This is a genomic window from Edwardsiella ictaluri ATCC 33202 (assembly GCF_000264785.1).
Lineage (GTDB): Bacteria > Pseudomonadota > Gammaproteobacteria > Enterobacterales > Enterobacteriaceae > Edwardsiella > Edwardsiella ictaluri.
The window spans coordinates 78,829-96,519 of record NZ_AFJI01000056.1; the positions used below are offsets into that span (position 1 = coordinate 78,829).

The following is a 17,691-nucleotide window of genomic DNA, read 5'->3' on the forward strand; positions in this document are numbered from 1 at the left end:
CCGACTATAGGACACGTGCAGATGACCAATCCTTTGCTGACTCCCTTTGTATTCCCGCCCTTCTCCCGTATTACGCCACCGGATGTGGTACCGGCGGTGAGCGCGGCGCTGGCCGACTGCCGTGTCGCGGTGGAACGAGTGGTGGCGCAGACCGGCCCCTTTACCTGGGAGAATCTGGTACAACCGCTGGCTGAGGCCGACGATCGTTTGGGGCGTATTTTTTCGCCGGTCAGCCACCTCAATGCAGTGCAGAACAGCCCGGAGCTGAGGGCGGCCTATGAACAGTGCCTGCCGCTGCTGTCGGAGTACGGTACCTGGGTTGGCCAGCATCAGGGGCTGTATCAGGCCTACCGTCAGCTGAAGGCGGGAGAGGGCTACATGGCGCTGGACAAGGCCCAGAAGCGGGCGGTGGATAATGCGCTGCGTGACTTTGAGCTGTCCGGTATCGGCCTGCCGCCGGAGGCGCAGAAGCGCTACGGCGAAATCGTCATGCGTCTGTCCGAGCTGGGCTCCGCCTTCAGCAACAATGTGCTGGATGCGACCATGGGCTGGAGCAAGCTGATGACGGAGAAGGCATCGCTGGCCGGCCTGCCGGAGAGTGCACTGGCGGCGGCTTATGAGCTGGCGTCGTCACGTGGCCAGCAGGGGTGGCTGCTGACGCTGGATATGCCGAGTTACCTGCCGGTGATGACCTATGCAGACAACCGCGAACTGCGCTATGAGATGTACCGCGCCTTTACCACGCGAGCCTCCGATCAGGGGCCGAACGCAGGCGAATGGGACAACGGCGCCATCATGAACGAGACGCTGGCGCTGCGTCATGAGCTGGCCCAGCTGCTGGGCTTTGCCAGCTACGCCGACAAGTCGCTGGCGACCAAGATGGCTGAAAATCCGCAGCAGGTGTTGGGGTTCCTCAACGATCTGGCGCAGCGTGCCCATAAACAGGGGACAGCGGAGCTGGAGCAGCTCAGCGCCTTCGCCCTGCGCCATTATGGCGTCAGCGAGCTGGCGCCTTGGGACATCACCTACTACAGCGAGAAACAGAAGCAGCATCTCTACGCCATCAGTGACGAGGAGCTGCGTCCCTATTTCCCCGAGCCGACGGTGCTGAGCGGGCTGTTTGAGGTGGTGCATCGCATCTATGGCATCACGGCCAAAGAGCGTCACGACGTGGATGTCTGGCATCCAGAGGTACGTTTCTTTGAGCTGTACGGCAGCGATGGTGAGTTGTGCGGCAGCTTCTACCTGGATCTGTACGCGCGCGAACACAAGCGCGGTGGCGCCTGGATGGATGACTGCGCCGGGCGTCTGCGTCGCGCCGACGGCACGCTACAGAAGCCGGTGGCCTACCTGACCTGCAACTTTAACCGCCCGTTGGGCGATCAGCCGGCGCTGTTCACCCATAATGAAGTCACCACGCTGTTCCACGAGTTTGGCCACGGTCTGCACCATATGTTGACCCGTATCGAAACCCCGGGGGTTTCCGGTATTAACGGGGTGCCGTGGGATGCGGTCGAGTTGCCGAGCCAGTTTATGGAAAACTGGTGCTGGGAGCCGGAGGCGCTGGCCTTTATCTCCGGCCACTATCAGAGCGGCGAGCCGTTGCCACAGGCGATGCTGGAGCGGATGCTGGCGGCCAAGAACTATCAGTCCGCGCTGTTTATCCTGCGCCAGCTGGAGTTCGGGCTGTTTGACTTCCGTCTGCACACCGAATTCGACCCGTCGCAGGGCGCTCAGATCATGGAGACCCTGCGTCAGGTCAAGGCGCTGGTGGCAGTGGTGCCGTCGCCGGAGTGGGGGCGTTTCCCACACGCGTTCAGCCACATCTTTGCCGGTGGCTATGCGGCCGGTTACTACAGCTATCTGTGGGCTGAGCTGCTGTCGGCGGATGCCTTCTCCCGCTTTGAGGAGGAGGGGATCTTTAACGTTGATACCGGGCGTGCCTTCTTGGATAACGTGCTGTCGCAGGGGGGCTCCGATGAGCCGATGACCCTGTTTAAAGCGTTCCGCGGGCGTGAGCCACAGATCGATGCCATGCTGCGTCATTACGGGATCAAGGGCTGATGGCGGCGGTTCAGCTGCTGGCGGAGGAGGGTGCCGATGCGGCGGCGCTGAGCGCGCTGGCGCAGCGCTGGGGGCTGTGTCATGACGCCGACGCTGTATTGGCGCTGGTGCTGACGCCTCAGCGACTGGAGCTGCGCAAGCTGGATGAGCCGAAGCTGGGGGCCATTTTCGTCGACTTCGTCGGCGGGACGCTGGCGCACCGCCGACGCTTTGGCGGCGGGCGCGGTGAGGCGGTGGCCAAGGCGGTTGGCATCAAAGGCGGCTACCTACCCGATGTGGTCGATGCCACCGCCGGGCTGGGCCGCGATGCGTTTGTACTGGCGTCGTTGGGATGCCGGGTGCGGATGCTGGAGCGTCACCCGGCGGTGGCGGCGTTGCTGGATGACGGTCTACAGCGTGGCTATGCCGATGCGGAGATCGGCCCCTGGCTGCGCGAGCGCTTGACCCTGCTGCACGCCTCCAGTATCGAGGCGTTGGCGACATTGACGCCCCGCCCCGAGGTGGTCTATCTCGATCCGATGTTTCCTCACCGGCAGAAAAGTGCGCTGGTGAAGAAAGATATGCGGGTGTTTCAGGCGCTGGTCGGCGCCGATGACGACGCCGATGCCCTGCTGGCGCCGGCGCGCCGTTTGGCAACCAAGCGGGTGGTGGTCAAGCGGCCAGACTATGCGCCGCCGCTGGCTGGCGTCGCAACCCCTAACGCGACCCTGACCAAAAGCCACCGCTTCGACATCTACGCGCCGCTGGCCTGATCGTCCGCGCTGCGGAGCAGGCTTAGCCCGACGTCGCCGCCGGGATGTACGCTCGGCAGGGTCTGGCGAGCGTAGCCGCTGCGCTGCATCAGACAGGCGCAGGCGGCATCGAACAGGGCCAACACCAAGATGATGGCGGTGGTGGCCAGCATGTTGAGCGGGTCTATCTCGTGCTGTACCCCGGTCGCCAGCGTCAGCTGCGCCGCGCGGGCGATGGCCGAGCGCGGATTCTCCGTTGCGGCGATCAGGGGAACCCCCTTCACCTGTAGCGCCGACAGCCGGTGGGCCAGCTCGGCGCTATAGATTTGCCAGGCCGCCTGCGCCTGGTGTCATTTCGCCTCCTGCATCAGCTGCGATACTTCCTATGGTCCTGATACATTTCATGGAACACCCGGTATATGCGATCGTAGTAGCGCTTGATGCTGTTGGTCTGCGGCGTTACGGTCTTGCCGATGCGGCTCATGGCACCCATCGCCTCCGGCAGGGTGTTAAAGATGACGGCTGCAACGGTGCCCATCATGGCGCAGCCGGTGGTGTTGGCGTGCTCCTGAACGAAGATTGGGTTCTTGGTCCCGCCGCCGCTGACCGTGATGGTGTCGATGCGGTAGCTGCTCTGGTTCATGGTTTCGATGATATGGCGGGTGTCCGGGACCATCGACTGGATGGTCGCCAAACCCTCTGGGGGGCACAACAGCCTCCGGCCGCTCAGCGCCCGCTTCCATCAAGATGGAGCGTGTTTCGTTGCTTTGATTGAAAGTAAACACCCTGTCGCCATGGTGGCGGGGTTATAAACAAAATGTGATAACTCGCCTCCGGCAGGCCATGTAGACTGGAAAAAACATTGCTGGGGGAGTCGGTGATGACGGTGAAACGAATTCTGGTGGTAGAGGATGACACGCTGATTGCCGAACTGCTGACGCTGCATCTGTGCGATGAGGGATACCGGGTGACCCACGCTGCCGACGGCGATCGGGGGATGGCGCTGGTTGAACAGGGTGGATGGGACGCGCTGATCCTCGATCTGATGCTACCGGGCGTGGATGGGCTGGATATCTGCCGCCGGGTGCGCACCATGACCCGCTATACCCCGATCATCATCACCAGCGCCCGATCCAGCGAAGTTCACCGGGTGCTGGGGCTGGAACTGGGAGCCGACGATTACCTGGCCAAGCCGTTTTCCATGATTGAGCTGGTCGCCCGGGTAAAGGCGCTGTTTCGTCGCCAGGAGGCAATGGGCCGCAACCTGATGCTGGAGGGGGGACGCCTGAGCTATGGCCTGCTGACCATCGACCCCATGGCGCGGGCGGTGTGGGTGGGGGAGCGGCCGATTGAGCTCACGCCGCGCGAATTCGATCTGCTGTACTTCTTTGCCCGTCACCCCGGGCAGGTATTTTCACGTCTGCAGCTATTGGACAAGGTGTGGGGATACCAACACGACGGCTACGAGCATACGGTCAATACCCATATTAACCGCCTGCGTACCAAGATCGAGGCCGATCCCGCCGAGCCGGCGCTGATCCTGACCGTCTGGGGCGCCGGCTACAGGTTCGCCGACGCCGGGGGGGCGGTATGAGCCGCCTGAGCCTGGCGCAGCGCCTGACGCTGGTGTTTGCCCTGCTGCTGCTGGTGTGCAGCGCCCTGACCGGTTGGCTGCAGCTGCGCAGTAATACGCAGTATAGCCAGCAGGTAATCCAGCGTCTGTCCGCGAATCTGGCGCGTCATATCGCCGAGCATAACCCGCTGCTGCAGGCCGACGGCCTGAATCCGGCGTCGGTAAAAAACCTGTTCGATCAACTGATGGCGGTGAACCCCAGCGTGGAGGTTTATCTGCTGGATGAGCAGGGGCGGATCATTGGCGATGCGGCGCCGCCGGGGCGTATCGTGCGCCATCAGGTCAGTCTGGCGCCGATCGCGGCGTTCCTGGCGGGAAAATCGCTGCCGCTGTACGGTGACGATCCGCGCAGCCCGGACGCCCGTAAGGTGTTTAGCGCCGCGCCGCTATCGCTGAACGGCCATACGCGCGGCTATCTGTATGTGGTGCTGCTGGGAGAGAACTACAGCCGGCTGAGCGACAACGTCCGGTTCGGCTCCGCCTGGCGCATGGCCAGCTGGTCGATAACCCTGATCCTGGTCTGCGGGCTGTTGGCCTGGCTGCTGGTCTACCGCTGGGTCACCCGCCCGGTTCACGCCCTGACGCGTCAGGTGGGGCGTCTGGAGCACGAAGGGCTGGAGACCGTACAGCCTGCGACGCTGGCCGCACTGCAGCAGATCCGCGGCGAGGATGAGGTCGCCCAGCTGCAGCGGGCGTTTGGCCGCATGGCGCGGCGGATCACCAAGCAGTGGCAGCGCCTGGCCGAGCAGGATCGCCAGCGGCGCGAGTTTATCACCACCGTCTCTCACGATCTGCGCACGCCCCTGACGTCGTTGCATGGCTATCTGGAGACGCTGAGCCTGAAGCGGGATACCCTGAGCGCCGCCGATCGACGGCGTTACCTGGATACGGCGCTGGCCCAAAGCCAGAAGGTCGGGCATCTGGCACAGCAGCTGTTTGAGCTGGCGCGCCTGGAGTACGGTGCGGTGAAGCCGCAGCGCGAGCCTTTCTCTTTTAGCGAGCTGCTGCAGGATGTGTTTCAAAAGTTTGAGCTGGCGGCCGAGGCCCGCGGCCTGACGCTGAGCGCCGACGTAGCGACTGGCCTACCGCTGATTTCGGCTGATATCCATATGATGGAGCGGGTACTGACCAACCTGCTGGATAACGCCGTGCGCCATACGCCGCAGGAGGGGCGCATCGTCGTACGCCTATGGCAGGAGGGGCGGCAGTTGTGGGTTGAGTTGTGCGACAGCGGTCCCGGGATTCCCGATGGACTGCGCAGCGCGCTGTTCCAGCGGCCGCTGTCATCCAGCGGGGCGCGTTACGGCGCCGGGGGGCTGGGGCTGCTGATCGTGAAACGGATGCTGGAGCTGCACGGCGGGGATATCGCTCTGATCGCGCGGCAGCGACAGGGTGCCTGTTTTCGACTGTCGCTGCCGCTGTAGGGCTGTGGACTACAGTACGCCCTGCGCCAGCATGGCGTCGGCGACCTTCACGAAGCCCGCGATGTTGGCGCCGCGCACGTAGTGCACCGGTCCGCTCTGACCGCCGCTGTAGTCGACGCAGGCCTGATGGATATCCAGCATGATTTGCTGCAGACGGCGATCGACCTCCTCTGCGCGCCAGCCGAGGCGCGCGGCGTTCTGTGCCATTTCCAGTCCTGAGGTGGCGACCCCACCGGCGTTGGCCGCCTTGCCGGGGGCAAACAGGACGCCGGCCGCTAAGAACAGGTCGGTGGCCTCAATGGTGGTGGGCATGTTGGCCCCTTCGGCCACCGCGCGCACGCCGTTGGCGATCAGGGTGCGTGCGGCGTCGGCATCCAGCTCATTCTGGGTGGCGCAGGGTAGCGCGATATCGACCGGTACGTGCCAAGGCTGGCGCCCCTCCTGATAGATCAGGTCAAACTCGCGGGCGTAATCGGCGATCCGGCCATCCGGCGTCGCCTTGATCGCGCACAGGCGGGCCAGCTTTTCCGGGGTAAATCCCACCTCATCGACTACGCAGCCGTTGGAGTCTGATGCGGTAATGACCCTGGCGCCCAGCGCCATCGCTTTCTCGATGGCGTATTGCGCCACGTTTCCAGAGCCGGAAACGGCGATGCGCATGCCCTCCAGCCCCATGGCATGGCGCCGGAGCATGGCATCGGTAAAATAGACCAGCCCATAGCCGGTGGCCTCTGGGCGCATCAGGCTGCCGCCGAAGGAGAGCCCCTTGCCGGTAAATACACAGGCGGTGTTGTTGGCGAGCTTTTTCATCATTCCCGCCATATAGCCGACCTCGCGTCCGCCGACGCCGATATCTCCCGCCGGAACGTCGGTATCAGCGCCGAGATGGCGATACAGCTCGGTCATCAGCGCCTGACAGAAGCGCATGATCTCACCGGCGCTTTTCCCTTTGGGGTTAAAATCGCTGCCACCTTTTCCCCCGCCCATCGGCAGCGTGGTGAGTGCGTTTTTAAAGGTCTGCTCAAAGCCGAGAAACTTGAGGATCGACAGATTGACCGAGGGATGAAAGCGCATTCCGCCCTTGAATGGCCCAATCGCCGAGCTGAACTGTACGCGCCAGGCCCGATTCACCTGCACCTGGTTACGGTCATCCACCCAGCTGACACGAAATTGGATCACCCGCTCCGGCTCGATTAGCCGCTCCAGCAGGGCACTGTCGCGGTAGTGGGGGTGCTGCTGCAGAAAAGGCCACAGGGTTGTCATGACCTCACGGACGGCCTGTGCAAACTCCGGCTGATGGGGATCGCGCAGCTGGACATGCTGCATGAATTGATCGACTGATGCGAGGTGAGCCATAAAAACTCCTTGTTATTATTGGATTGCATTCGCTGTGTCGCAGACGTCTGTCATTAGCCTGAAAAATAGGCTGTCTGGGACTATAGCATCGCTTCACACGGGCAGCGCAAGGAGTTTTAGCTGGAGAAAAAAAGAACAAAGCCCTGTGCTGTCAGGGCTTTATTGAGAAGAGAATAATTAGGCTTTTTGGCCATCGATCGGTGTGTTCATCATCCGGTTAAGCCAGGGTACCATTGCTGCCATCACCAGCGTGACGATCAGCGTAGCGATACCGATCTTACCGAAGACGCCGGTATAGATGGGCAGGGTCTGCAGCGGATCGTGGATCCCCGCCGGGACCGCGGTGAGGGTCGCGACGTAGCCACCGAGCAGGAAGGCGGCGGCCTGGGTCAGGAACCACATCCCCAGAATAAAGCCCATCAGATACTGGGGGACCAGCGCGGCGACCATTGCCAGCCCAAGCGCGCTGATCATCAGCTCCCCGAGGCTCTGGAACAGGTAGACCAGCACCACAAACCAGGGAGAGGTTAACCCCTGAGTGTCGGCAAACCACATGCCCGCGGCAGCGGCGGTGAGGAAGCCCAGAGAGCACAGCAGCATTCCCAGGGTAAATTTGGTCGGCATGGTCATGTCGCGGCCGCGGCTGCCCAGGCGGGTGTAGATCGAGGCCAGGACCGGGCTGGCCACCACGACCCAGAACGGGTTGAGCGCCTGGAAGCTGACCGGGTTAATGGCGAAGCCGAGCAGCTCATGGCGGACGTTATTGATGGCGAAGAAGTTAAGCGAGGTCGGCATCTGCGCATAGAGAATGTAGAACAGGACGGCTTCGACCATCAGGATGAACGCGACGAACATCCGGTTGCGCCCGGTTTTATCCTGCTTAAAGGCCTCGCGGAAGAAGAAGTACAGCACCACTGCGGAGAGGGCGATCAGCACGATGTTGGCGACGCCGACGTTGTGCATCAGCCAGGCGCAAATCGCGATCATGACCACGGCCCCGGCCAGTACCAGCAGCAGCTTGCCATAGTTCAGCGGCTGATGATCCGGTGCTGAGCCGATGTTGCGTACCATGCCGCGGCAGGCAAAGTAGACCAGCAGGGCGATGATCAGTCCCAGGCCGCACAGGTTATAGGTCACCGCATAGCCGAAGCGCTCGGCGATGATCGGTGCCAGGGAGAGGGAGAGCAGCGATCCGACGTTGATGGACATGTAAAACAGGGTGAAGGCGCCATCCAGACGAGGATCCTTCTGCGGGTAGCATTTGGAGAGCAGGCTGGCCGGGTTCGCCTTGAACAGACCATTGCCGACGGCGATGGTCCCCAGAGCGATGAAGATCATCTCTGGTTTCAGCAGCGAGATACCGGTCATGAAGTAGCCCAGCGCCAGCACGATGGCGCCGAGCACCATGGTGCGCTTGGTGCCCAGCAGATGGTCGCCGACGTAGCCGCCGATAGAGATCAGTCCGTAGACCAGCGCGGCAAAGGCACCGAAAGTGATGAAGGCCTGCTCCTGTGAGAAGCCCAGTTGCTTGACGAAAAAGACGGCCAGAATGCCCTGTACGCCGTAATAACCGAAGCGCTCCCACAGCTCAACGAAGAAGATCATGAAGAAGGGCTTGGGTTGGTGGAGTAAACCGGGCGCGGTGTTGTTCATTGTGGTTGATCTCAGATTATTGTTATGTCGCGAAAAGGGTCGGCGGGGCCTGTCACCCCACGATCTAATGAAACAGAATGCCATTTTATAAGCAGATAGGCTGCATTAAATGCGGCATAAATGATTATTTTATGGTTTATTATTTTGAAATGGTGCGATTTTGTTGGCGAATCACACTATCCTGAAGAACGGTTGGGGGTATGCTGTGGCCAAAATAAAAAACGCCGACGCGTAGAGACGCGCCGGCGTGATAAAGCAACCGCGGGACGATCGACGTGAAGTTAGTCGTCCCCTTCATCCTTCAGCGGGACGATCAGCATGTCGATATGAACGGTATTAATCAGCTGGCGGGCGGAGGACATCAGCTTGCTCCAGAAGTCCTGATGATGACCGCACAGGACTAAGTCCATATCGTATTTCTTGATGGCGTCGACCAGCACCTGACCAAGATCGCCGCTGCCGCTCAGGGTTTCGGTAATCGGATAGCCCGCGTTTTGCGACAGCTCGGTCAGGGCATGGTGCGTTTCATCGGAGATACGTTTTTGCATATCGCCCAGATTAACGTCGATCAGGCCGGTATACAGATCGGAATAGTTGACGTCTACGTGGATCAGCGAAACCATGGCATTGTAGGGGCGCGCCATGGATACGGCTTTTTCGACCAGTATGTTACTTTCCGGAGAAAGGTCTACAGCAACCAGGATGTGTTTATAAGCCATAATATAGCTCCTTCCTAAAGCCGATTAACGGTGATTACAGGTTTCGTCCGTCCCGGTGGGCGCGCTGGCGATGCCTGTATGTTAGCACTGTCCGGACAGCGAGATGTGTCGTGCGGCTCACAGGGTAGTTTTTTGTATGACCATCCCGGAGAAGACCGTGACCGGAGTCAGTTGTAAACGCTGCCCCACGACTGCAGGACCGCGTCAGGTAACATAGTTAACCCATTTTTTATAAGGATCGCCGCAGGGTAAATCAAGTACTGTTTCCCTATTACGCGGAAAAGTTGATTTATCCCCGGAATCCCCATATCCATGATGTTATTTTTGTGGTTGTTTTCATGAATATATAATGAAATCTATAACCTATAGCGTAGAGAACTCCGGCGTGCCATGTAATATATAAATAAATTTTGTGATCTCTGTACGGTTTGTCGCCAGATTTCCTACACTAAGTACAGGAGAGCCCGCCCGCCGTGGCTCGCCGTCTCTTCATAACAACACCGTGCGCGGGGCAAGTCAGCTACGTCGGCGTTGTCTGTCTGGATAGGGTGTCCACGGCACGGAGGTTATGCCGTGAGGATGCCGGGAGGGGGAAACCATGATTAATACCGTCGCGTTATTTTGGGCGTTGTTTATTGTGTGTGTGGTCAACATGTTGCGCTATTACTCCTCCCTGCGTGCCCTGCTGGTGGTACTGCGTGGCTGCGATCCGCTGCTGTACCAGTACGTGGATGGCGGCGGCTTTTTTACCAGCCACGGGCAGCCTGGCAAACAGCTGCGCCTGGTGCGCTATATCTATGAGCGCCGTTACTGCGATCACCATGACGGGGAATTTATCCGTCGCTGCGAGCGTCTGCGCCGTCAGTTTATTCTGACCAGCGCTCTGTGTGGCCTGGTGGTGGTCGCATTGATTGCACTGATGCTCTGGCACTGAGGGTAAACGGGCGTTGCCTAACGCCCGGGATTGTTACAGGTCGGAGAAGAGCCTCTCATGGTGGGATACGATAACCATGTCAACCCAGCGTCGCCTGCTAAACCTACTCCTTAGCACCTAGGGCGGCCTGCGCACATCATTCACTCTTTCAGGGCCGTCGGATGGCGGCCCTATTGCAGATACCCTCAAGACGAATGTCGGCGATCCGTAATTCAATCGGATCGATGTTATGAGTCAAATGTTAGCCAGCGGCCAGACGGCCGAGCACGGTCCCCAGTGGTCATCGAGGGTGGGGAATATCCCAGCCGCCGCCGGATCGGCGATTGGTATCGGCACCATCTGAAAATTTCCCGATGTGGCGGCCACCACCTACAGCGCCTATCTGCCGGGCCGTCGCGGCGTGGCCTGCTCCAGTCTGTGGGTGGTGGCACTCTCCTGCCTGGTGTGCGTGTTGGCCGGGCTGATAATTTTTCCCGCGCTGAGCGCGGCCAGGCTGGATCCCAGCGCCGGGCCAGGGCTGGCTTTTATGACGATGCCGGTGCTCTTTTCCCATCTGCCATTTGGCAGCCTGTGGGCGCTGGCGTCTTGCGTACTACTCCCGGGGTGGGCGTACGCTGCTTGATTGGCTGGACTTTATGACATCTAACCTAATGTCGGCAACCCAGACCTGCTCCAGCTTAAGGGTAGTAACCTGTCCGGGGCCGGGTTTCAGCGGATTCGGATGCCGGTAAAACCGACGATGGCTGTTGGTGGTTTTGTGATATGCCCGTTTCATCGGTATCAGGAGCCGGTGTTCATCCAGTAGGGTAAACAAGCGGTCCCGCCCGATATTCAGCATTCTGTCGGCCTGATTGTTCAGTAGATAGTGCAGTCTACACGTACCAATTTGTGGCTGATTTCTCTGAATATGGTAAATAAAATCAATGAAATGAATATTACTCCCCAGTCATTTATTGTACCTGCCCTTGTCCTGATACCAGGCCTGTCTGCTGTGCCCCTGGAGCTGGCATGCGCGCGTAACGGTTATTTTTACGGCCTGACTTTGCGCGAAGACCTGCCGGGCCACTTTTTTACCATGCTCACCTTGTCATCGTTTTCAGGACGTTGATAACCGACTAAAAAAATTAGCTTTCTGATTTACCAGCTTCAGTTGCTCTTCCTGTTCTTTGATTCTTTGCTCGGGTGTGAGTGAGGGATTTGTCTGTGTCACAGGCAGTTTCCTCTTCGCTAGGTCAGGGAGCCCAAGGTCCAGTCAAGCCGGCCATATTTACGCGACGAGACAAGAACGGTGGCGCGTCCCTGAATACCGTATCGTTGCTGGACCTGTTTATAGGTCATCTCGCCTTTTTCGACCTGCTCAACAACGGCTATCTTAAAGGATAGAGGATAATCACGTTGGGTACGTTTGAATCAGTCATTATCACGTTCTCCAGATTTTAGTCAGCAACGTGTCAACGCTATTCAGGACAGGTCAATTACCAAAAAAAAGCCCGCATTTGCGGGCTTTTTTATCGTTTAACGGACCGTTAGACCACGAAGGTGAGCGCCAGCCAGTACAGCAGGCTGGAGATGATGATTGCCATGGGCAACGTCAGTACCCAGGCCAGCAGGATGTTCTTCACCGTTTTGCCCTGTACGCCGCCGCCGTCGACCAGCATGGTGCCGGTGACTGCAGAGGAGAGTACATGGGTGGTGGAGACCGGCATCCCGGTGTAGCTGGCCACGCCGATGGAGACCGCGGCGGTCATTTGCGCGGAGACCCCCTGCGCGTAGGTCATCCCTTTCTTCCCGATCTTTTCGCCGATGGTGGTGGCGACGCGGCGCCAGCCGACCATGGTGCCCAGTGACAGAGCCAGGGCAACGGCGACGATGATCCACATCGGAGCATATTCCACTGTCGCCAGCAGATCTTTACGCAGATCGGTCAGGAAGCGCTTATTGGTTTCGCTGGTTTCCGGCAGTTTGGCCACTTTACCTGCCGTATCGGCGACGCACATCAGCAGGCGGCGCATATGGCTGCGCTGATCGACGCTCAGCTGATCGTAGCTTTGCAGATCGGTCAGCATGCCCTGCGCACTGGCGATGGCGACCTGGGCACGGGCAGGGTCGCAGTGGAATATCTTGGCGCCTTTGACATCTTCGTTGGCCGGGACTTCCGGTTCCGCGCTGATGACGTGGCTCAGCTCAGCCTGATGCCGACGATAGTATTGATCCAGGTGGGTAATGGCATCGCGGGTACGGGCAATATCGTATCCCGTCGCGTCCATGTTCATCACGAAACCTGCCGGGGCGACACCGATCAGTACCAGCATCAGCAGGCCGATCCCTTTCTGCCCATCGTTCGCGCCATGGGAAAAGCTGACACCGATAGCCGATATGATCAGGGCGATACGGGTCCAGAACGGTGGCTTACGTTTGCCGTCGATCTTTTCACGCTCGGCCGGAGTCATATGAATACGGCGACGTTTTTTGGTTCCACTCCAGTAGCGGCGTAGCATCCAGACTATCATACCGGCGAGCAGCAGGCCGACGATCGGCGAGATGATCAGTGAGAGGAAGATCTCAATCATCTTCGGTATGTTAAGCGCATCCATCACGGAGGTATGGGTCATGAGCGCGTTGGTCAGCGCGATACCGATGATGGCCCCGATCAGGGTGTGGGAGCTGGAGGCCGGCAGACCGAAATACCAGGTTCCCAGGTTCCAGATGATCGCCGCCAGCAGCAGGGAGAACATCATGGCCAGCCCATGGGCGGAGCCCACGTTCAGCAGCAGGTCGGTCGGCAGCAGGTGAACGATGGCATAGGCCACGCTCAGGCCGCCCAGCATGACGCCGAGGAAGTTAAAAATACCGGACATTACCACGGCGATCTGCGAACGCAGCGCACGGGTGTAAATCACGGTTGCGACCGCATTGGCCGTATCGTGGAAGCCGTTGATGGCTTCGTAGAACAGCACAAAGAGCAGCGCGAGGACTAACATTAGGCCAGTATGGAAATCTAGCCCTGCAAAGAGATGTAGCATATGCGTTACGCCAGTTTGTGGACATGAACGCGGCGCATTATCGGCGAGAAGGCTGGGTGGGGAAAAGTAAAATATGCCGTTTTTTTGATTTGTTGGCGATAAAAGTGGGGGGGAAGTTAAGACTACTCTTAGTATTTCATAAAGTTATAAGAATTATGCTGCTAAAAATATTTTATAAGATGATTTGTTTTTCTATGGCATTTCCTTGTTTATCAGTATGCTCCCGGCGTTTTTTTACCCGGGGGCTCGCGGAGCGCTGCGTGATATCGCAGCGCTCCACTGGGATTAGAACCACTGACCGAAGCGGTGAATATAGAAACGCTTCATCAGTTGCGTCAGAACACAGTAGCTCATCAGGATGGCGACCAGCCACGGAAAGTAGGCCAGCGGCAGCGGCTGCAGGCCGATAAAATGTCCCAGCGGCGAGAAGGGGATATAGATCCCGAGTACGATGATGATCCCGGTGGTCAGCATTACCGGCAGGGCGGCGCAGCTTTGAATGAACGGGATCTTCTGGGTGCGCAGCATATGCACGACCAGCGTCTGCGACAGCAGTCCTTCGATGAACCAGCCAGACTGAAACAGCGACTCATGAGCAAGACTGTTGGCAGAGAACACATACCACATCAGGGCATAGGTGGCGATATCAAACAGGGATGAGGTCGGCCCGATCCACAGCATAAAGCGCCCGATGTTTTTGGCATCCCATTTGCGCGGCTTGCGCAGGAATTCCTTGTCCATCCGGTCCCACGGCAGGCTCATCTGCGACAGATCGTACAGCAGGTTCTGCAGCAGCAGCTGAATGGCCAACATCGGCAGAAATGGAATGAAGGCGCTGGCAACCAGCACAGAAAATACGTTGCCGAAGTTAGAGCTGGCGGTCATGTTCAGGTATTTGATGATATTGCCAAAGGTCTCACGCCCGGTGATCACCCCTTGCTCCAGCACCATCAGATCCTTCTCCAGCAGGATGATATCCGCCGACTCTTTGGCGATATCCGTTCCGGTATCGACGGAGATACCGACGTCGGCGTCACGCAGCGCCGGCGCGTCGTTGATCCCATCGCCAAGAAACCCGACGGTGTGGCCATTATTCTGCAGCGCTTTGAGTACCCTGGATTTTTGCAGCGGGCTCAGCTTGGCGAATACGGTACGCAGCTCCACCTCCTGCGCCAGCTGTTGGTCGTCCATATTTTCGATATCGCTGCCCAGCAGGATCTCTCCCGGTATCAGCCCCACCTCCTGACAGATCTTACCGGTGACGGTCGGATTATCGCCAGTCAGTACTTTGACCACGACGCCGTTTTCGCGCAGCGCGTCAAGGGCGGTGGCGGCGGACTCTTTCGGTGGATCCAGGAAGGTCAGCAGACCGCACAGGGTCAGATCGCGTTCGTCGGCAATGCTCAGGGGAAACGCACAGCCATCGTGACCGAGATCGCGGGTACCGAGCATCAGCACGCGAAATCCCTGGCGGTTATACCCCTCTGCCAGCGACTGCAATGCGGCGCGGCGTGCCTCATCCAGCGGCTGTACCTGACCGTGATCTTCAATGTGGCTGGCAATGGCCAGCATCTCTTCGACGGCGCCCTTACAGATCAGCGTATGGTTCTGCTGCTCATCGCTGATTACGATAGAGAGGCGGCGTCGGCTGAAGTCAAACGGAAGCTCGTCGACTTTGCTGTAGCCGGCCATCGCCTCAATGGCCGGTTGATCCTGGCCGCAGCGGATCACCGCTTTGTCCATCAGGTTTTTCATGCCGCTCTGGTGATAGCTGTTCAGCCAGGCCAGCTGCAGGACGCGAGGGTTTTCGACACCCTGGGGATCCAGATAGTGCTCAAGAATAATGCGATCCTGGGTCAGGGTGCCGGTCTTATCGGTGCACAGTACGTCCATGGCGCCAAAGTTCTGGATGGCGTTGAGGCGCTTCACGACCACCTTACGCCGCGACATGGTGATGGCACCTTTGGCCAGGTTAGAGCTGACGATCATCGGCAGCATCTCCGGCGTGAGTCCGACGGCGACAGCCAGGGCAAACAGCGCGGCATCGGTCCAGTCGCCTTTGGTAAAGCCATTGATCAGTAGCACGATCGGCACCATGACCAGCATGAAGCGGATCAGCAGCCAGCTGACACTGTTGACGCCGCGGTCAAAGGCGGTCTGCGAGCGGGTGCCAACGATGGACTTGGCCAGCGATCCGAAGTAGGTGCGGTTGCCGGTGGCGACCACGACTGCCCGGGCCGTACCACTGGAGACATTGGTGCCCATCAGGCAGACGTTGGCCAGCTCCAGCAGGCTGCCTTCGGTGCCGCAGGGTTTGCTGGACTTTTCACGCACGCTGGCGGTCACGTCATATTTTTCGATCGGCAGAGACTCCCCGGTCAGCACGGCCTGGCTGATAAACAGGTCGCGCGACTCAATCAGCTTCACGTCGGCCGGTACCATATCGCCAGCGGAGAGCAGAATGATGTCGCCCGGCACCAGTTGTTGCATCGGTATCTCGTGGCATTCGCTCTGGGCAAACGGATGGGCACGACGCAGCACGGTTGCTGTGGTACGTACCATGGATTTCAGCGCCTCGGCGGCCTTATTGGTGCGGAACTCCTGCCAGAAGCGCAGCAGTCCGCTGAGGGAGACCATCACCAGAATGATGATCACTCCGGCCAGATCGGTCGGCTCACCGTGACGCAGCGGGAGCCAGTAGTCGGTGAAGAAGCTGATCAGCGCCAGCGCGATCAGTACATAGATAAAGGGGTTGTTAAATGCCATGAAGAACTGAATCAGTGCCGGTGGCGCCTTATCATGGGCAACCTGGTTGGGGCCGTGCAGCTGTAGACGGTCGCGGGCGTCGTCCTCTTCCAGCCCCAATGTATTGGCGGAGAGGTTGGCCAGCGTGGCGTCCAGGCTGACGCGTGCTTCATCGGCGATAGCGTGGCGTTTTTTCTGCTTTTCCCGGCGGCTGTCAAGAGCCTCGGTGTTTTGATCGATCATCTGAGTCATAGTGCGCTACTCATTGGCTTTTTTTGAGCACACCCCTGCCGCCCGGCAAAAGGTGTCTGTACGTTACGTGTGAGGCGTAGGGAAACGTTGGGCGCGGCGCATCTTGCGTCGTTACACGCAGCGTTTCAGGTTAGCAACGGCATAATGTACGCCGCGGCGAAGCTTATTCGCCCGGAGGAAACAGTGCCTGTGTATAAAACAGCATGATAACTGTCCGCATTTACGCGTGCACAGTGCGCAGCGCGTCTGTCATTTCTAAGGGTATGCAGCAGTTCGAGATGAAGTGTTGCTGCCCGCCTGGGTTCGGCAAGCAGCACATCGTGAAGATGGTCAGCTTGCCAGGGATAAGTGCGTGTTGTCCTGATGACTCTGACTGTCCAAGGAGGGTATCTCCACCAACTAAAAAGTGGGCCAACTATAGTTCTGCCCGTGAGAGCTGTAAACCGTACAGAGTTAAACCAATAGTTAACAAAGTTATCCTTTTCATCCTTATATTGGGATAAAAACAGATAATATTATTAAATATCAATAAGTAGAGATGTATCGCACGGCTCGCACTTTCTTACAAAAACGCTTTACACCAATATGTGATAATAATTATCATTAAATTGTTTTTCGGGTGGTGGCTTCTCCTCCACCGGGAAGGCACGACATTGCTCACATTGCTTCCAATTTTTAGCCAGCATCGGGTGCTGGCTTTTTTTTGTCTACGGCAGCGCAGCGGCGGAAAGTATGTCGGCATATAATGACGACACACCCTGGTGAAGGTGGGGATATGGGCGTCAGCCAGATAGATTTGATGTTGTCTCTGCTGCAGCAAATGTGCGCCTGCCTGTCTGCTGAGTAAAACACCGTTGTTTATTCTGCTGATGCAGGTAACCATCCGTCTGCCAGCATAAGCTGGTGTGCTACCTCATCTTCTCCTTCTCCTTCTCCTTCTCCTTCTCCTTCTCCATTTCTCCATGTTTTGCATTATGGGGTCTACTTTAGCCTGCATATCGATGACTCTATCGCCAATACCCGGGCCATCGGCGCGGTGCTGGGCGGATCGGGCGTTGGCTTTCTGACCGTCTGCACCGCTATTCGATGGGGGAATGACGGCGCTGGCCTGTATGGTCTCCACCGTGGTCACCAACGACGGGGAGGTTACCCCCGTC

At 58.7% G+C, this 17,691-nt stretch carries 10 protein-coding genes and 5 pseudogenes; 7 read left to right on the plus strand and 8 right to left on the minus strand.

Annotated features, from left to right (window positions below; all coding sequences use genetic code 11):
- Nucleotides 1-21 precede the first annotated feature (21 nt).
- Together prlC and rsmJ are read left to right on the plus strand one after the other, a co-directional pair.
- The gene (prlC, locus tag EIEH_RS08425) at nucleotides 22-2,064 is read left to right on the plus strand and encodes an oligopeptidase A (protein ID WP_035609239.1); all 2,043 of its coding nucleotides are present in this window, start codon (nucleotides 22-24) and stop codon (nucleotides 2,062-2,064) included.
- Nucleotides 2,064-2,816: a 16S rRNA (guanine(1516)-N(2))-methyltransferase RsmJ gene (gene rsmJ / locus EIEH_RS08430; protein WP_015872902.1), complete on the plus strand. Its 753-nt coding sequence runs from the start codon at nucleotides 2,064-2,066 to the stop codon at nucleotides 2,814-2,816. The genes prlC and rsmJ overlap by 1 nt, the downstream gene beginning before the upstream one ends.
- Here the strand turns inward: rsmJ and EIEH_RS08435 are convergent.
- Both EIEH_RS08435 and EIEH_RS08440 read right to left on the minus strand, forming a co-directional pair.
- Nucleotides 2,798-3,115, minus strand: a pseudogene (locus tag EIEH_RS08435) (KpsF/GutQ family sugar-phosphate isomerase); the annotation flags it as partial. The gene rsmJ and the pseudogene EIEH_RS08435 overlap by 19 nt on opposite strands.
- Nucleotides 3,116-3,162: 47 nt before the next feature.
- Nucleotides 3,163-3,525 (minus strand): annotated as a pseudogene (locus EIEH_RS08440) (FGGY-family carbohydrate kinase); the annotation flags it as partial.
- A 150-nt stretch (nucleotides 3,526-3,675) separates the two neighbouring features.
- Here EIEH_RS08440 and EIEH_RS08445 point away from each other — a divergent pair.
- On the plus strand, nucleotides 3,676-4,389 hold the full coding sequence (locus tag EIEH_RS08445; RefSeq protein WP_015872899.1) for a response regulator transcription factor: 714 nt from the start codon (nucleotides 3,676-3,678) through the stop codon (nucleotides 4,387-4,389).
- Complete coding sequence (locus tag EIEH_RS08450; protein ID WP_015872898.1) at nucleotides 4,386-5,852, plus strand: sensor histidine kinase; 1,467 nt, start codon at nucleotides 4,386-4,388, stop codon at nucleotides 5,850-5,852. The genes EIEH_RS08445 and EIEH_RS08450 overlap by 4 nt, the downstream gene beginning before the upstream one ends.
- A gap of 9 nt (nucleotides 5,853-5,861) precedes the next feature.
- Here EIEH_RS08450 and gdhA read toward each other — a convergent pair whose 3' ends face one another.
- The 3 genes from gdhA to uspA form a co-directional block, all read right to left on the minus strand.
- Nucleotides 5,862-7,208, minus strand: a complete 1,347-nt coding sequence (gdhA, locus tag EIEH_RS08455) for an NADP-specific glutamate dehydrogenase (RefSeq protein ID WP_015872897.1) — start codon at nucleotides 7,206-7,208, stop codon at nucleotides 5,862-5,864.
- A gap of 177 nt (nucleotides 7,209-7,385) precedes the next feature.
- Nucleotides 7,386-8,861 (minus strand): dipeptide/tripeptide permease DtpB, encoded by a 1,476-nt coding sequence (gene dtpB, locus EIEH_RS08460; protein ID WP_015872896.1) that lies wholly within the window; start codon nucleotides 8,859-8,861, stop codon nucleotides 7,386-7,388.
- Between the two features lie 281 nt (nucleotides 8,862-9,142).
- The gene (gene uspA / locus EIEH_RS08465) at nucleotides 9,143-9,580 is read right to left on the minus strand and encodes a universal stress protein UspA (protein WP_015872894.1); all 438 of its coding nucleotides are present in this window, start codon (nucleotides 9,578-9,580) and stop codon (nucleotides 9,143-9,145) included.
- A gap of 598 nt (nucleotides 9,581-10,178) precedes the next feature.
- Here uspA and uspB point away from each other — a divergent pair.
- Together uspB and EIEH_RS08475 are read left to right on the plus strand one after the other, a co-directional pair.
- Nucleotides 10,179-10,514, plus strand: coding sequence for a universal stress protein UspB (uspB, locus tag EIEH_RS08470; RefSeq protein ID WP_015872893.1), 336 nt, complete (start codon nucleotides 10,179-10,181; stop codon nucleotides 10,512-10,514).
- Nucleotides 10,515-10,881: 367 nt separating this feature from the next.
- A pseudogene (locus EIEH_RS08475) lies at nucleotides 10,882-11,112 on the plus strand (sodium-dependent transporter); the annotation flags it as partial.
- Nucleotides 11,113-11,759: 647 nt separating this feature from the next.
- Here the strand turns inward: EIEH_RS08475 and EIEH_RS20100 are convergent.
- The 3 genes and pseudogenes from EIEH_RS20100 to mgtA all read right to left on the minus strand — a co-directional run.
- Nucleotides 11,760-11,885, minus strand: a pseudogene (locus tag EIEH_RS20100) (IS3 family transposase); the annotation flags it as partial.
- A gap of 155 nt (nucleotides 11,886-12,040) precedes the next feature.
- Nucleotides 12,041-13,537 (minus strand): inorganic phosphate transporter PitA, encoded by a 1,497-nt coding sequence (gene pitA / locus EIEH_RS08485; RefSeq protein WP_015872889.1) that lies wholly within the window; start codon nucleotides 13,535-13,537, stop codon nucleotides 12,041-12,043.
- 285 nt (nucleotides 13,538-13,822) lie between these two features.
- Nucleotides 13,823-16,534 (minus strand): magnesium-translocating P-type ATPase, encoded by a 2,712-nt coding sequence (gene mgtA / locus EIEH_RS08490; protein ID WP_035609243.1) that lies wholly within the window; start codon nucleotides 16,532-16,534, stop codon nucleotides 13,823-13,825.
- Nucleotides 16,535-17,309: 775 nt separating this feature from the next.
- Between mgtA and EIEH_RS18475 the strand changes: the two are divergent.
- Nucleotides 17,310-17,661 (plus strand): annotated as a pseudogene (locus EIEH_RS18475) (LytS/YhcK type 5TM receptor domain-containing protein); the annotation flags it as partial.
- Nucleotides 17,662-17,691: the final 30 nt, after the last annotated feature.

What these genes read in the sequence shown, in the direction of transcription:
- EIEH_RS08450 (WP_015872898.1), top strand. Translation starts at nt 4,386, where the DNA reads ATGAGCCGCCTGAGCCTGGCGCAGCGCCTGACGCTGGTGTTTGCCCTG.
- gdhA (WP_015872897.1), bottom strand. Translation starts at nt 7,208, where the DNA reads ATGGCTCACCTCGCATCAGTCGATCAATTCATGCAGCATGTCCAGCTG.
- pitA (WP_015872889.1), bottom strand. Translation starts at nt 13,537, where the DNA reads ATGCTACATCTCTTTGCAGGGCTAGATTTCCATACTGGCCTAATGTTA.
- prlC (WP_035609239.1), top strand. Translation starts at nt 22, where the DNA reads ATGACCAATCCTTTGCTGACTCCCTTTGTATTCCCGCCCTTCTCCCGT.
- mgtA (WP_035609243.1), bottom strand. Translation starts at nt 16,534, where the DNA reads ATGACTCAGATGATCGATCAAAACACCGAGGCTCTTGACAGCCGCCGG.
- rsmJ (WP_015872902.1), top strand. Translation starts at nt 2,064, where the DNA reads ATGGCGGCGGTTCAGCTGCTGGCGGAGGAGGGTGCCGATGCGGCGGCG.
- uspB (WP_015872893.1), top strand. Translation starts at nt 10,179, where the DNA reads ATGATTAATACCGTCGCGTTATTTTGGGCGTTGTTTATTGTGTGTGTG.
- uspA (WP_015872894.1), bottom strand. Translation starts at nt 9,580, where the DNA reads ATGGCTTATAAACACATCCTGGTTGCTGTAGACCTTTCTCCGGAAAGT.
- EIEH_RS08445 (WP_015872899.1), top strand. Translation starts at nt 3,676, where the DNA reads ATGACGGTGAAACGAATTCTGGTGGTAGAGGATGACACGCTGATTGCC.
- dtpB (WP_015872896.1), bottom strand. Translation starts at nt 8,861, where the DNA reads ATGAACAACACCGCGCCCGGTTTACTCCACCAACCCAAGCCCTTCTTC.